The following is a 15,166-nucleotide window of genomic DNA, read 5'->3' as shown; positions in this document are numbered from 1 at the left end:
CACACATGTAAACGTATACATTTATCATATTACACGACATCTTTGAAAGCAATCGATAACACTCATTGCATTTCACGAAAAATTGGCTACAATAAATGTATAGATGAAAAAAGGAGTTTTTAAATCATGATCCATCAAAACTGGCAAACGGCTGAAACGGTAAAACAAGTAAAATGTGTACATACAAATGCGAAAAAATATATGGTTGACCGGGCATTAACGGTTGGGCACACATATGATGTGAAAAATGAAACAGAGGAATTTCTCTTTGTCGTTGATAATACGGGTAAAGTAGGCGGGTATTACAAAGAGTATTTCGAAGACAATTCTGCTGAATGATTTTGATGGTCATCACTCATACTAAGAAAAACAGTAAAGGGTGATGATGATGAAAAAGCAGCAGCAAGAAGAGCAGAAACATCAAAATGCTTGGCATGACAATGAAGATGCTGATATGGCGATTACACTTGAGCAAATTTCTGATGTGTATGCCGAAGGAACGATTGATACCCCGAAAGATGAATAGTCATTTAAAACAGTGATTTTACATAATCACTGTTTTTTTATGGTCTCATAACGAATGATTTCTTGAAAAAAACTGAAACTTTTTTCCTGCTTTAACAGTCTAAATAAGTAGAGGAAAGAGCATCGGATCAAAAAGAAAAAGTTAAATGAAATTTAATCTATTCGTAATGGAATAACGACGATTTATAGCGTATTCTATAAGTGAGAATAAAACGTACCCACAGAGCCGTGTGGCCGTTTTGTCATAAAGGAATTTGATGCAGGAAGAGGGGGTTTACGTGGGTATTTTTTCTGTCAGTAAACAAAATGATCATAAAAAATTCGAATCCTTATTAATTGAAGGAGAAAGAATTGAGGCTGTTTACAGACTGCGTCACGACCAAATTTGTTTCACCAATAAACGACTGATCTTTGGCGATAACCGCGTATTTTCTAAAAAGAAAGTCAGGGTCTCCTTGCCGTATCGATCTATTGAAAGTTTTGCCATTCAAGAAGCTGGCGTGTTTGATCAGGACACTGGTATGCTGCTTGTTACAAGCTCAAAAGTATTTGAACTCGATTTTTCTAAAGATACCGATTTGAGTGACGTGCAGGCCATTTTAACCAAACATCTTTGCTGATCAACGATGCGATTACATAGATCACATGCACTTTTCTCATTCTTTGTTCTTATTTTTATCTATCGCATATCCCTTGAGCTTTTCCCATCACAGTGGGGAAGGCTTTTTTCTATTCGTGTGTTTGAATCACATCAAAAAAGGATAAAGATGAAACAGATACAGAAAGGAGAATGAACAATGAAAGTATTAGTTGCTGGAGCAAACGGACATACAGGGAGACTTGTCATTCGATATTTAAAAGAAAAAGGACATGAGCCGCTTGCTCTCATTCGAGATGAAAAACAAGCAGATGCGCTAAAAGAACTTGGTGCAGCGCCTGTCATCGGTGATCTTGAAAAGGATGTGACAGATGCTGTGAAGCAAGCAGAAGCTGTCATCTTTGCAGCTGGTTCAGGCTCAAAAACAGGTGCAGATAAAACCATCGCTGTTGATCAAGAGGGAGCAAAACGCCTAGTTGATACAGCCAAAAAAGAAAATATTCAGCATTTTGTGATGCTGAGTTCTTATAATGCCGACGATCCTCATCAAGGAAAAGGACAAGGCAGTATGGAGCTTTATTATGAAGCGAAAAGAAAAGCCGATGAACATTTAAAACAGTCTGGTCTTTCTTACACCATTGTGCGGCCAGGAGCACTGCTGCATGAGGAGAAGACAGGGAAAATAGAAGCGGCTGCTCATATTCCAGACGATCGTGACATTGAGATTTCAAGAGAAGATGTAGCCACTGTCTTAGTGGAAAGCTTAACGGAATCCAATGTGAAAAATAAAGCCTTTGACTTAATCAAAGGTGATACACCAGTAGAAGAAGCACTTCGCAATCTTTAAATGAAGAAAGCTGCTGCCAAAGGCGGCGGCTTTTTTGATGTTTTCATTTCACATGGAGCGGGAAGGTAAAGAGAAAGGAGTGATTGACCGTGAGCTTAACGAAAGAGCAAAAAGCTGATTTATATGAAAGACTTATTCAATTAAAAGAAGATGTGAAAGGATCAAAAAAGAAAGAAGAATCCATGCTGGTCGAATCGAATGAGATTTCAAATGGTGTTGGAAACCATATCGCAGATCACGGAAGCATCTATTTAGATCGCATGACCGAACAGACGCTGGATCAAGTCGATGATCAGATCGAAGGTGAAATTGATGCGGCGCTTAAGCGGATGGAAGACGGAACATATGGAATTTGTGAAAAAACAGGAAAAGACATTCCATATGAACGTTTGAAAGCAGTACCCTATACTCGTTATTCAATTGATGCAAAAATAAATGAAGAAACCAATCAAGATCCAAATGAATTTGACCGTTCGTTCTCTGAGCAAATGCGTGATTTAACAAATAGAGAAACAATGGATCAATTACATTCAGATACGTATGAAAGGCTAGAAGAAGAACAAGATGTTGATGTAGATGAGGAAAAATAACATGATGAGAGGAATTTATGTTTTCTCACCATAATGTTTTCCCACGTCTACATGGACAAAAATCTTGTATACATGAGTATTTTTTTAGAAAAAACATATCTTGAAATTTAATAAACTTTCGTGTAGTATAGTTTAAAGGCTGCGATGCGCGTAATGTTAATTAAGTTTTAACCTTTAAGCTGTAATAGGGAGTTTTATATTGAAGCCGGAATGTCACGCCTCCTTCGAGAGGAAGACAGGAACGTTTCTGCAAACACCCACTTTGAGGAGTGGTGGTTTAAAACTTTCTTACTTAGATTACGGCATCCGCAGCTTTTCCTAGGATGATTCAAGCCATTTTCCATTTTTGGAAAATGGCTTTTTATTTTGTCCAAAATACGATTTTGAACAGACCGAATGTGGATGTACAAATGTATGTTAAAATAGACAAAACAAACGACGGAGAGGGAATTGGATGTTACAACAAGCAGAAGCACTTCTTAAACAATATTATGGCTTTGATGCTTTTAGACAAGGACAAAAACAAGCCATTGAATCGATTGTGAATAAACGGAAGGATACGGTCTGCATTATGCCGACAGGCGGAGGGAAATCAGTTTGCTACCAGATTCCTGCCCTTATGATGGAAGGAACGACAATCGTTGTATCTCCGCTTATTTCTTTAATGAAAGATCAGGTTGATGCGTTAAATGAGATGGGAATACGATCGTCCTTTTTAAATAGTACACTTTCAGCAGGTGAAATGAATACAAGGCTGAAAAAATGTGAACAGGGGGAGTATGATTTGCTTTATATCACCCCTGAACGCTTACAAAATGAACGTTTTTTTCAGCTGCTTGATCGATTGACGATTCCTTTAATGGCTATTGATGAAGCGCACTGTATATCTGAGTGGGGACATGATTTTAGACCGAGCTATCGCTTTATACAAGAATGTGTAAACAAGCTTTCAAAAAGGCCTGTTATTGTAGCATTAACAGCCACTGCTACAAAGAAGGTCCAACAGGATATATGTGAGCAACTTGGCATGGACGAAGAAGAAACAATCTTTACTGGTTTTGCTAGAGAAAATTTGTCTTTTCAAGTGGTGAAAGGGCAAAACAGCGACCAATTCATCACACAATATATGAAGAAAAACAGTCTTGAGTCAGGCATTATTTATACAGCCACACGAAAAGAAGCAGATCAAATTTATCATCGTCTAAAAAAGCAAAAGATCAAAGCGGGTGTTTATCACGGAGGATTAGATGATGAAGTGAGAGAAGAACAGCAAAATCTTTTTTTAAATGATGATATTCAAGTAATGGTAGCTACATCTGCATTTGGTATGGGGATTAATAAGTCTAATGTACGTTTTGTCATTCATCATCAAATTCCAAGAGATATTGAAAGTTACTACCAAGAAGCAGGACGTGCCGGGAGAGACGGGCTTGAAAGTGAATGCATTTTACTGTTTTCACCGCAAGGCGTACGCGTGCAGCGCTTTCTCATTGAACAATCAACAGAAGATGAATTGCGGTATCAGCATGAATTGCTCAAGTTGAGACAAATGGTAGACTACTGTCATACGGAACAGTGCCTTCAGCAATTTGTGATGGATTACTTTGACCAATCATCAAGTGCCCCTTGTCAAAAATGCAGCAACTGTCTAGACGAGAGAGAGCGTGAAGACGTCACGAGAGAAGCACAAATGGTTTTGTCGTGTACCGTTAGAATGAACGAACGATTCGGAAAAATGATGATTGCTCAAGTATTAGCCGGCTCTAAAAACAAAAAAGTGCTTGATTTTGGTTTCGACCGGCTTCCTACTTATGCTTTAATGAAACAGCATTCAGCCCAACATATCAGTGATTTCATTGAGTTTTTAATTACAGAAGAGTATTTACACATGTCTGAAGGAGCTTTTCCAACACTAAAAGTGACACAAAAAGGAAAGAAAGTGCTAGTGGGGCAGGAGACCGTCTATAAAAAGCAGGCGATAAAGGCAGAGGCTATTCAAGAAAATGATGCTTTATTTGAGCAGTTAAGAATGGTCAGAATGAAGTTGGCAAGAGAGCAGGGCGTTCCGCCATTTGTTGTCTTTTCTGATCAAACATTGAAGGAAATGTCAGCAGTAGAGCCTAAAACAGAAGAAGAACTTTTAAATATTAAAGGTGTCGGTACACAAAAAAGAGAGAAATATGGAGATGTTTTTTTAGAAGAAATTCGTTTATTTATAGAAAAAGAGAAAAAATAAAGAGTTTGAAGAAGGAAAATAAATTTTTTTCGTTTCACTTGGACGCGTTTTCATCATGATGATTTCCATCCCTACAAAACCTTGATATGATGCGGAATTGAGCCATTTAGTGGGCTGATTTACCAATGGAGAGAGATGTTTCATGTAAAGGAACTGTAATCTAAAACATATCGTTTTGTTATTGAAATGACATTTACATATGTTACGATAGCACTCGTTAGCCGCCATAAAAAGCTAACAAGGGAGGATTTACTTTATGAAGAAGACTATTATGTCCTTGGTTGCTGTTGCAGCAATCTCAACAACAGCATTAGGAGCACAGCAAGCTTCTGCAAAGGAAATCACTGTACAGAAAGGTGATACACTTTGGGGAATCTCTCAAAAAAATGATGTGTCTCTAAAGGACCTAAAGGGTTGGAACAATTTATCTACAGACATGATCTATGTAGGAGATAAATTGACAATCTCTTCAAAAGAGAAAACTCAGGAGCAGTACAAAGTCCAGAAGGGGGACAGCCTCTGGAAAATCGCTCAAAAATTCAATGTGTCAATTAGCGATATTAAGTCTTGGAATAACTTAAACTCAGATATAATTATGATTGGTTCAACATTAAGTGTTGCTGGTCAAAGCTCAGCTCCGGTAAGCTCAGAACCTGTTCAAAAACAGGCACCTGTCCAAAAAGAGCAAACAACGAAAAAAGCTGCTCCTAAAAAGGAAACAGCTAAAGCAGAATCATCTTCTGCTAGTCAAAGTGTTCAAAAAGAAATGACTGTAACGGCTACGGCTTATACAGCAAATGATGGTGGCATCTCAGGTATCACTGCAACAGGGGTAAACTTAAACAAAAACCCAAATGCAAAAGTAATCGCAGTAGATCCTAATGTCATTCCATTAGGAAGTAAGGTTTATGTTGAAGGCTACGGTGAAGCCATCGCAGCAGATACTGGCGGCGCAATTAAAGGTAACAAAATTGATGTACACGTACCAAGCAAATCCCAAGCTAAAAATTGGGGCGTAAAATCAGTCAAAGTGAAAGTACTTAACTAGTAGTCTATTGTTTTTGGAAGAAAGCATCAGGTGGCGGCCTGATGCTTTTATTATACCTTTTTTTGGCCGGAAATACACATATTTTTCTGAAAAATTCGCATTTTCGACAAAAACCAGCGTATAAGTCCATCTCAACGCTGGTTTTTGTGTCGTTAGCTGTCCACCCAATAAATTTCTCCGCTTTGCTCTTTCCAATTAATTTGAACATCAAAATGGTGTTTTTCATAAAAATGAATCAGGCGGTCCACATGGTTCCAATCTCTTTTGACGAGATCCCCAGTAATGACTGGAATGTTTTGCTCTCTTGCGATTTCTTTTAAATGCTTCATACAGATGGATCCATAGCCATTATCAGGCGGGCCTTTAATATCGGCAATGTGAATTTTTCCTTCTTCAGGATATTCCGCGATCAAGGAAAAATCAGATTGTCCGCGAAAAGCTTTTTCACAATCGCTTAACATGATTTTGCACGTATCTGCATTCTCAATTGCAGAGACGATCATCCATTCATCTTCCTTCGCTTGATCAATGCCAATAATCTTTGCTTTTTTTGAAATATCTTTTATATTTTCTTGCATTCGATACATTTGGAACTGCAACTGCTGTAATTCTTGCTCTAATGTCTTCACATCTTTTGTTGTTTCCTGTAAGATTGACAAGTCTATTGCTCCTTTCATAGAAGAGTTGATAAAAACCACACAAATTCCCATTCTAAAGGAAGTGAGTGGATCTTTCAAGCCGCTAGAAGGCAGGCAATCGGCAAGTTTGTCTAAAATTCGACGAAGACAGCGAATTCATTGACTTTAGAGACAAAGTTAAATAACATACTCTTAGTCGGAACTAATAAAGAGAGGTTTTCAAACATGAACGAACAGAATCAAAAACCGAAAAATTTCACCGGCATTGTTGTCTTTTTAACAATTGCCATAAACGGCTTAATTGCTTTATTATTTTTCATGCCAAAAACAGATAAATTTAGTCATCTGGATATTACATTTCTGCCGTTACTGAATGCCGTGATGAACAGTTTTACGTTTATCTTTTTACTTTCAGCGCTCATTATGATTAAACAAAAGAACATTAAAGCCCATAGACGATTTATCTTTGCGGCTTTTTCAACAACACTTGTCTTTTTAATTTCGTATGTGACGTATCATTCAATGGCAGCTGATACACACTTCGGGGGAGAAGGAATCATTCGTCCGATTTACTTCTTTATTCTCATCACACATATCGTCTTATCTGCCGTCATTGTACCGCTTGCACTGATCACTCTCTTTAGAGGCGCACAAATGCAAGTCGAACGTCATCGTAAAATTGCCAGATGGACCATGCCCCTTTGGCTCTATGTCAGTCTAACAGGTGTCATCGTATATATTATGATTTCTCCATACTACAGCTAACGTATGTCCATCTGGGCATACGTTCTTTTATTTACAAGATGAAGTGCTTTGGATAAAATGGGAATTGGGTATCCGACTTGCACGGTATCTTCCCACCTATAGAATCACATCATGTCTGGCCGTTTGCTCGTTTGGAGAACACAATTGAACGAAACGGGGGTTATATGATGACTGAACAATTGCAGTACAAACCGGGGCTTGAAGACATTGTGGCAAGCGAAACGTCAATTTCGTTCCTAGATGTCCAGCAAGAAGAAATTGTGATTCGCGGTTATGACCTCATCGAGCTGGCACAAAGCAAGACGTACTTAGAAACAGCCTATCTGCTCATTTATGGAAGATTACCAGATGCAATGGAATATCACCAATTTCAGCAAGATATTTCCTCACAAACAAGCTTACATCCAACCATTCAAACCATTTTGACAAAACTGCCAAAAACCACTCACCCAATGGATGCCATGAGAACGTGTTTATCTGCTCTTGCAGGGTACGATGAACAACTGAATGATCGATCAGAAGCATGCCAACAAGCGCGTGCCGTTCGATTACTTGGCCAGCTACCAGCGATTGTTGCGGGAAGCTATCATATTCTCACACAAGACACCACACCTACTCCAGACCAGACCAAATCCTACACTGAAAACTTTCTAGCGATGTTAACAGGCCGCACTCCGGCACAAGACGAAATTAAAGCATTTGACCAAACGCTCACGCTTTATAGTGAGCATGAGCTGCCGAATTCAACATTTGCAGCAAGAGTCATTGCATCTACTCATTCTGACATGTATGGTGCTTTTACTGGAGCGATTTCTTCATTAAAAGGTGACTTACACGGAGGCGCAAACGAAGCAGTCATGCACATGCTGCTCGAAGGCAAAACAACAGAAGGTTTCCTTGCGCTCATCGAACGTAAATTAGCCGCAAAAGAAAAAATGATGGGCTTTGGACACCGGGTATATATGAGAAAAATGGACCCAAGAGCGGCTCTTTTAAAACGATCGTTGAAAACGCTTACCGAATCAAAAGGAGACACGACGCTTTATGACATGTGCGTCGCAGGCGAGGCATACATGAAAGAAAAGAAAAACCTCTATCCAAACCTTGATTATTACGCAGCACCTATTTATTACGTGCTCGGCATTCCTATTTCACTTTATACACCGATTTTCTTTGCTGCGAGAGCAAGCGGATTAGCAGCGCATGTCATCGAGCAGCATTCACACAATCGGATTTTTAGACCGAGAGTAAGATATTTAGGACCAAGAGGATTAAAAGTCTCAAATGATGATGGAAAAACGGGGGAATGAATATGAATAAAACAGCAGTAGCCAATCAAACAGATCAACTATTAGAAGATATCGCAGCCTATGCCGTGGATGGAGAAATTACGAGCAAAGAGGCCATTGAAACAGCTCGGTATGTACTTATGGATACACTCGGCTGCGGAATGCTGGCGCTCAACTTTCCAGAATGCACGAAGCATCTTGGACCCATCGTACCTGGAACTGTTGTCCCTAACGGAGCAAGAGTGCCCGGCACTTCATTTGTATTAGATCCTGTTCAAGCGGCTTTTAATATAGGATGTATGATCCGCTGGTTAGATTATAATGATACGTGGCTTGCACAGGAGTGGGGACATCCCTCAGATAACCTGGGCGGGATATTGGCTGTAAGTGATTATATCAGCAGAACGAGGCTTGCAAACGGAGAAGAACCGCTTTCGATGAATGACGTACTGCATGCGATTGTAAAGGCACATGAAATACAAGGTGTGCTTGCTTTAGAAAATTGTTTGAATCGAAATGGCTTGGATCATGTTCTTTTTGTCAAGGTGGCATCAAGTGCAGTTGTTTGTGCAATGCTTGGCGGAACGAAAGAAGATGTGCAGCATGTGTTATCACAAGCATTTGTGGATAATTCACCGCTTAGAACGTACCGGCATGCCCCGAACACAGGATCAAGGAAATCGTGGGCAGCAGGGGATGCCACAAGCCGTGCAGTGAGACTAGCGATGATGACATTGAAAGGAGAAATGGGCTATCAGACGCCCCTCAGTGCAGAAAAGTGGGGATTTGAAGATGTGTTAATGAAAGGAAAACCACTCACACTTGCCCAGCCGCTCGGGTCATATGTGATCGAAAATGTACTCTTTAAAATTGCCTATCCAGCAGAATTTCATGCGCAAACTGCCGCTGAGGCCGCTGTCATTCTACATGACGCGGTAAAAGACCGTTTAGATGAGATTGACAGGATTGAGATTACGACACATGAATCAGCCATTCGAATTATTGATAAAAAAGGACCGCTTTACAACCCGGCAGACCGTGACCATTGCTTGCAGTATATTACGGCCATTGGGTTAATCTATGGTGAGCTGACTGCTGATCATTATGAAGAAGAGACGGCGCAGAATCCGCTCATTGACCGTTTGCGTGATCAAATGATCGTCAAAGAAGATAAACGGTATACAGAAGACTATTTAGATCCGAAAAAGAGATCAATTGCAAACTGTGTTCAAATCTTCTTTAAAGACGGAACGATGACAGATCGAATTGAAATTGAATATCCGCTTGGTCATCGCAGAAGAAGGCAGGAAGGGATCCCGCTGCTTGAAAAGAAATGGGCATATCATTTGAAAACGAGATTTCCACAAAAACAAGTCGATCAAATTGTTTCACTTTGCCAAAATCCAAATCAATTAAAAACAACGACAGTACCAGCATTTATGGATTTATTTGTCATATAAGGGGGAGCTAGTGTGTGGATCGTGAATGATGAAGTAAATCAAGCTGACTTAGCCGCAGCTTTTAAAGAGCAAATGCACAAATCCGCTTTATTTCAAATTCCAGGCGTTCACGATGGAATGTCTGCGCTCTATGCGAGGAAAATGGGATTTCAAGGGCTTTATTTATCGGGTGCCGCTTTTTGCGCAAGCAAAGGGCTTCCTGACCTCGGTATGATTCATTCCACTGAAATGGCGGAAAAGGCAAAGGAAATCATTCGTGCTACTCAGCTGCCTCTTTTAGTTGATATGGATACTGGCTATGGCGGTGTATTAAATGCAGCCAGGGCAGCAAAAGAAATGGTGGAGAGCAAGGTAGCGGCTGTTCAAATTGAAGATCAGCAAATGCCGAAGAAATGCGGACATTTAAACGGAAAATCACTCGTTTCTGTAGAAGACATGATGGCGAAAATCAAAGCGATCAAACAAGCGGCACCTACACTTCTCGTCATCGCAAGAACAGATGCGAAGTCAGTAAACGGGATGGAGGATGTCATTCACCGGGCGAATCTCTATCTAGAAGCAGGAGCAGATGCCATTTTTCCTGAGGCGCTGATTACAGCAGAAGATTTCATGTATGCTTCAAACAATATAAAAGGGCCGCTTCTTGCAAACATGACGGAGTTTGGAAAAACACCTTATTATCATGCAGACGAATTTTCTATGTTTGGCTTTCAAATGGTGATCTATCCAGTGTCATCCCTGAGAGTTGCTGCAAAAGCGTATGAGCGTTTATTTACAGAGATTAAAGAAAAGGGGACGCAACAGGGAATGCTGGAGGACATGCAAACGAGAAAAGAGCTATATGAAACAATTCATTATGATGAATATGAAGAAATGGATCAGCATTTAGCCAAGACGATCCTGCCGGAAATCGGGAAAGAGCATTCATAAAATGAAAAGCACTTCCTTCATGGAAGTGCTTTTTTTACGATGATGGTGTGGATGATGAAGCCAATTTCATCTTTTCTTCAACTGTTTTCGTTTTTTCTTTTACTTTTTCAGCATAAGTGAAATCACCGTAGCAATACGGATAGCGGAAGTTATCTTTGTCGCCCCCGCATGTATAGACTTCAGGGTTTCGCTTCACTTGCTTTTTGGAGTATTGCTTTGCCAATTTTTCGGAATGTTTTCCCCCGTTTTTTGCAACAAAATCAATATAGCCGATTCCCATGTTATAGCTTTGAATAATGGTTTCCAAATCAACGCCTTTTTTCTTCCCATGCTTGTACATGGTTGAAAAATGATGGACTCCTTGTTTAATGCTTTTCTGAGGGTCATTGATTTCATTTCGTTTCAAACCAAGAGATTCAGAGGACTGCATTGGATCTCCGCCTCTGCCTTTTGATTCTTGATACATCATACCGAGAATTAACGCGGTATATTGATCTAAATCTTGATCTCTTAACTCTGTTTCTACAAGCGGTTTGTAATCATCCAGTCTCGACAAAACAATTGATTCCGTATCAATCGGCAACTTTTTTAACTCCTTTTGATTAAAGGAAATGACAATGGCCGCTAATACGCAAACAAACAGAAAAATCGTGAAACAGCCTGAAATGGCAAAACATCCTGTTTTTTTCTTTTTCAAGGTCAGTTCACCCCTGTTTTGCCCCGCTTTTAAAAGGGAAGTACAGCCTTTATATTATGCCATATCCTGCACAGGATACCAAGTGAAAACCTTATATTCAATCATAGCCAAACGTAAATTCTGTTCTTGTTTTCAGTCTATAGCAGAAATAAACAAAACCGATCATGAGCCACACCATGCCGATGATTAATGCATTTGTACTGATGCTTGTTAAGAGCCAAATACAAAAAGCCGTTCCGCAAAGAGGGATGATGGCATACCTCAGTGTGTTTAATACACCTCTTTGTTTTTGTTTGATGAAATAGTAAGCGAAAACAGACAAGTTAACAAACGTAAATCCAATTAATGCCCCGAAGCTGATAAACGAGTAAATGACCTCAAGCTCACCAACAACTGCGGTTAACGAAAAAACACCAATTAATAAAATATTAAATACAGGCGTTTTCAATGTTGGGTGAATATAACCGAAGAAACGCTTTGGTAATGATTGATCTCTTCCCATCGCATACAAGAGTCTTGCGGCACTCGCATGTGATGATAGGGAGGAAGAGATGACAGCGACCATGGTGCCGGCTAAAAAGAATGAGTGGAGAAACGCGCCGCCCACAAATTCTGCAATTTCAAGTGATGCCGCATCTGGATGCTTGAACTGTTGAAAATTTGGAAACACCTGCTGTAAAAAATAAGAGGTGAGGGTAAACAGCACACCTCCAATAGCGACCGTTAAAAATATGGCGAGAGGAATTGTTCTTTTTGGTTTAATTGTTTCCTCAGACATGGTCGAAATCGCATCAAATCCTAGAAAAGAAAAACATAAAATCGTCGCGCCGGAAAAAATAAGGGCGGGATCTAAGCTCGCTGAATAAAACGGACGGGTTGATAGTATCTCTCCCGTGCCTGCATGCTGCGTGAGCCCATAAATAATAAACCCAACAAATGTCACAGCGACAATCACCTGAAAGGTCACAAAAAGCGCTGTAATGTTGGCTGTAAGACGTATACCGATCACATTGACAGTCGTTATGGCGATAGCAAGTATGATGATCCAAATGTAATGAGGTACATCAGGAAAGGCTGCGGTTAAATATGCACTTCCGATTGCAAAATTCACCATAGGCAAAAATAAATAGTCCAGCAATAGTGTCCAGCCTACAAGGAAGCCAACGTGAGGATGAATACTTTTTTGCGCGTATGTATATGCAGATCCTGCTTTTGGAAAAGCCTTCACCATATTCCCATAGCTAAGCGCTGTCAATAGTAATGCCAGTAAAGTAAAGATATAAGCTGCAGCAACGTGTCCTTTCGTCAGCTGAGCAACAATGCCGTATGAATCAAATACGACAAGTGGGTCCATATAAGCAAGCCCGATCACAACAAGTGGAAAAACAGTCAGGCTGCGTTTTAGTCTTGGCTCTTCAGTCAATTTGCCTATCAGCTCCTCTAAAAAAATGAATAAATAATGCTCATTTTAAAAAGAATGCTACTACGTGTCAATGCTATTTGAATAAATCTTTTTTCAAAAGGTGTGGAAGCTTTGCATGCTACACGTTTTGGTATATGATGATACATAGAATAAGTCGTGAGTTGACTGACAAGAAAGGTGAAGCGAAATGAAGGAAGAACTGAATACAAATCAAGAACAGGAACGGATGGAGCTGGACGAAGAAAGTCTATTTCTTGTCTCCCAAACATTTAAAGCCTTATCTGATCCGACGCGTATTCGTATTCTGCATTTGCTGTCTCAAGGTGAACATTCAGTAAATGATATAGCAGAAACACTAAACCTTATGCAATCAACCGTATCTCATCAGCTGCGCTTTTTAAAAAATCTTCGTCTCGTGAAATCTAGACGAGCAGGGACCTCGATTTTTTACAGTCCTGAAGATCAGCATGTGATGGAAGTGCTTGAACAAATGATACACCATGCACAGCATGATTGAGAAAAAACCTTCCTACTTTTATATAGGAAGGTTTTTTATGCATGATGTACTTGGGTTGATCGTTTATTTGCTTTCATCATTTGATAAGAAAACACAATATAGTAAGCCGCTAGAAGGAAAAAGCTGAGTATTGTCAGCGCATCATCGCTGACAATATGCTGATACAATTCAACAATATCCATTTTGGTGATCGCATGTGTTGTCAGATTGACCGATTTAAATGCAAGCCTAGATAAAAACAAACATAAAATAAAGCTTTCAATCCATTTACTTGTTTTCATATACAGCCGGCCATTTTCTAATTTCATCTGAATCGTCTGATAGGCGTGAACGGCGAGACTGCTCCCGAAAATCATGCCAATGACGGCATAGATAAAAATACTGTGATTTTGCCATCCTTCTGATAAGAGAATAAGGGCAGTGAGACTAAATACATACATTCTCATGAAAAGATTTACCGGGCGCACAAGCTGATAGCGTCTCATTCGATTCATTCGAATGATGATCCAGACGAGCATGACGATCCCGATCATGAACAACTGCCATACGTGATGTGTCATGATGCAACCTCCTCCTGCACAGGCAGGGATGTAAACGAATGCTGGCTGTTACTTATCATTACCATTCTTTCTTTTTTTATCAAATCAAAACCTATATTTATGAAAAAGAGGAAAAGTCATGAAAATTGATCGCATTTTGTCCATTGTGATGATACTGATTAGCAAACGGCAAGTACAGGCGAAAGACCTCGCTGAACTACATGAAGTGAGCGTAAGAACCATATACCGTGACATTGATACGATTAATCAAGCGGGGATTCCAGTTGTCACAAAACAAGGCGCAGGGGGTGGAATTTCACTCGTTGACGACTATCGTCTAGAGAAAAAATTATTCACCGATGATGATATTGAACTGATTTTAACAGCTCTTGAAAGCATTACGAGTGCATACACCTTTAAAGAAAGTGAACATGTACTAAAGAAAATGAAATCCCTGATTCCGTCTCAAAATGAAAAACAGCAACATGTATTTATTGATTTAAGCTCTTGGGGGAAAGACAGCTACTTAGAAAAGAAGCTCCAGCTCATTCATACCGCTGCCTCAGCGCATCAATATATCCAGTTCACCTACCGCAATGCAAAAGGCGAAACACTTCCTAGAAAAGTAGAGCCTTATACACTTGTCTTAAAAGGAAGACACTGGTATTTGTATGCGTATTGCTGCGTGAAAAAAGCGTTTCGCCTGTTTAAACTCAAAAGAATGTCAGACCTTATCACGCATTCAGTATCCTTTCTTTCTAAACGAATAAAAAATGAAGAAAAGCCTTGGAATGATTCTTGGCACGAAGAACCTTCCGTCAGTACACTAACGCTCAGGTTGACTGAAGATTCTGTTGGTAAAGTGAAGGAATGGATAGATGAAAATGAATTCACCGTATGTGCAGATGGTACGTATCTTGCCACAATCACGTTGCCTCAGGATGATTGGTTATATAGCTTTCTTTTTTATTTAGGGCCAGATATCGAGATTGTCTCTCCGCCATCCGTTCGGGAAGCGTTTGATCTCAAGTTGAAACAATTTCAAAAACCAAAAGGAACTTGAC

At 39.8% G+C, this 15,166-nt stretch carries 17 protein-coding genes and 1 other RNA gene; 14 read left to right on the top strand and 4 right to left on the bottom strand.

From position 1 onward, the window contains the following. Nucleotides 1-126: 126 nt before the first annotated feature. From MHI20_RS03445 to MHI20_RS03410, 8 genes are all read left to right on the top strand, one after another. The gene (locus MHI20_RS03445; RefSeq protein WP_017367443.1) at nt 127-339 is read left to right on the top strand and encodes a DUF6501 family protein; all 213 of its coding nucleotides are present in this window, start codon (nt 127-129) and stop codon (nt 337-339) included. A 49-nt stretch (nt 340-388) separates the two neighbouring features. Continuing rightward, nucleotides 389-526, top strand: a complete 138-nt coding sequence (locus tag MHI20_RS03440) for a YozQ family protein (protein WP_017359491.1) — start codon at nt 389-391, stop codon at nt 524-526. A gap of 277 nt (nt 527-803) precedes the next feature. Then, nucleotides 804-1,145, top strand: a complete 342-nt coding sequence (locus MHI20_RS03435) for a PH domain-containing protein (protein ID WP_008346505.1) — start codon at nt 804-806, stop codon at nt 1,143-1,145. A gap of 177 nt (nt 1,146-1,322) precedes the next feature. Further along, nucleotides 1,323-1,970: an SDR family oxidoreductase gene (locus MHI20_RS03430; protein WP_061419351.1), complete on the top strand. Its 648-nt coding sequence runs from the start codon at nt 1,323-1,325 to the stop codon at nt 1,968-1,970. Nucleotides 1,971-2,059: 89 nt separating this feature from the next. Beyond that, nucleotides 2,060-2,560, top strand: a complete 501-nt coding sequence (locus MHI20_RS03425) for a TraR/DksA C4-type zinc finger protein (RefSeq protein WP_178930264.1) — start codon at nt 2,060-2,062, stop codon at nt 2,558-2,560. Between the two features lie 133 nt (nt 2,561-2,693). After that, a non-coding RNA gene (gene ssrS, locus MHI20_RS03420) (6S RNA) lies at nt 2,694-2,879 on the top strand. Between the two features lie 135 nt (nt 2,880-3,014). Beyond that, nucleotides 3,015-4,796: a DNA helicase RecQ gene (gene recQ, locus MHI20_RS03415; protein ID WP_340936737.1), complete on the top strand. Its 1,782-nt coding sequence runs from the start codon at nt 3,015-3,017 to the stop codon at nt 4,794-4,796. 256 nt (nt 4,797-5,052) lie between these two features. After that, complete coding sequence (locus tag MHI20_RS03410) at nt 5,053-5,844, top strand: LysM peptidoglycan-binding and 3D domain-containing protein (protein WP_007500712.1); 792 nt, start codon at nt 5,053-5,055, stop codon at nt 5,842-5,844. A gap of 152 nt (nt 5,845-5,996) precedes the next feature. Here the strand turns inward: MHI20_RS03410 and MHI20_RS03405 are convergent, their stop codons facing one another. After that, nucleotides 5,997-6,503, bottom strand: a complete 507-nt coding sequence (locus MHI20_RS03405; protein WP_008346514.1) for a GNAT family N-acetyltransferase — start codon at nt 6,501-6,503, stop codon at nt 5,997-5,999. Between the two features lie 204 nt (nt 6,504-6,707). Between MHI20_RS03405 and MHI20_RS03400 the strand changes: the two genes are divergently transcribed. From MHI20_RS03400 to prpB, 4 genes are all read left to right on the top strand, one after another. After that, nucleotides 6,708-7,247: a DUF420 domain-containing protein gene (locus MHI20_RS03400; RefSeq protein WP_008346516.1), complete on the top strand. Its 540-nt coding sequence runs from the start codon at nt 6,708-6,710 to the stop codon at nt 7,245-7,247. A gap of 167 nt (nt 7,248-7,414) precedes the next feature. Continuing rightward, complete coding sequence (mmgD, locus tag MHI20_RS03395) at nt 7,415-8,557, top strand: citrate synthase (protein ID WP_019743303.1); 1,143 nt, start codon at nt 7,415-7,417, stop codon at nt 8,555-8,557. A 2-nt stretch (nt 8,558-8,559) separates the two neighbouring features. Then, nucleotides 8,560-9,996, top strand: a complete 1,437-nt coding sequence (locus MHI20_RS03390; RefSeq protein ID WP_135009158.1) for a bifunctional 2-methylcitrate dehydratase/aconitate hydratase — start codon at nt 8,560-8,562, stop codon at nt 9,994-9,996. Between the two features lie 12 nt (nt 9,997-10,008). After that, on the top strand, nt 10,009-10,926 hold the full coding sequence (gene prpB / locus MHI20_RS03385; RefSeq protein ID WP_340936733.1) for a methylisocitrate lyase: 918 nt from the start codon (nt 10,009-10,011) through the stop codon (nt 10,924-10,926). A gap of 34 nt (nt 10,927-10,960) precedes the next feature. On the opposite strand, the gene MHI20_RS03380 is transcribed toward prpB, so the two are convergent. After that, the gene (locus tag MHI20_RS03380) at nt 10,961-11,623 is read right to left on the bottom strand and encodes a lysozyme family protein (RefSeq protein ID WP_017359484.1); all 663 of its coding nucleotides are present in this window, start codon (nt 11,621-11,623) and stop codon (nt 10,961-10,963) included. 97 nt (nt 11,624-11,720) lie between these two features. Then, on the bottom strand, nt 11,721-13,046 hold the full coding sequence (locus tag MHI20_RS03375) for an APC family permease (RefSeq protein WP_017359483.1): 1,326 nt from the start codon (nt 13,044-13,046) through the stop codon (nt 11,721-11,723). 187 nt (nt 13,047-13,233) lie between these two features. On the opposite strand from MHI20_RS03375, the gene czrA reads away from it, so the two are divergent. After that, the gene (gene czrA / locus MHI20_RS03370; protein ID WP_007500691.1) at nt 13,234-13,563 is read left to right on the top strand and encodes a Zn(II)-responsive metalloregulatory transcriptional repressor CzrA; all 330 of its coding nucleotides are present in this window, start codon (nt 13,234-13,236) and stop codon (nt 13,561-13,563) included. Between the two features lie 35 nt (nt 13,564-13,598). Here czrA and MHI20_RS03365 read toward each other — a convergent pair whose 3' ends face one another. Next, the gene (locus tag MHI20_RS03365; RefSeq protein ID WP_035391760.1) at nt 13,599-14,123 is read right to left on the bottom strand and encodes a hypothetical protein; all 525 of its coding nucleotides are present in this window, start codon (nt 14,121-14,123) and stop codon (nt 13,599-13,601) included. 118 nt (nt 14,124-14,241) lie between these two features. On the opposite strand from MHI20_RS03365, the gene MHI20_RS03360 reads away from it, so the two are divergent. Then, on the top strand, nt 14,242-15,165 hold the full coding sequence (locus MHI20_RS03360; protein WP_058336749.1) for a helix-turn-helix transcriptional regulator: 924 nt from the start codon (nt 14,242-14,244) through the stop codon (nt 15,163-15,165). Nucleotide 15,166 lies beyond the last annotated feature (1 nt).

It is taken from the genome of Bacillus sp. FSL K6-1106 (genome assembly GCF_038005245.1).
Classification (GTDB): domain Bacteria; phylum Bacillota; class Bacilli; order Bacillales; family Bacillaceae; genus Bacillus; species Bacillus altitudinis.
This window is presented reverse-complemented; position numbering and strand designations above follow the sequence as displayed.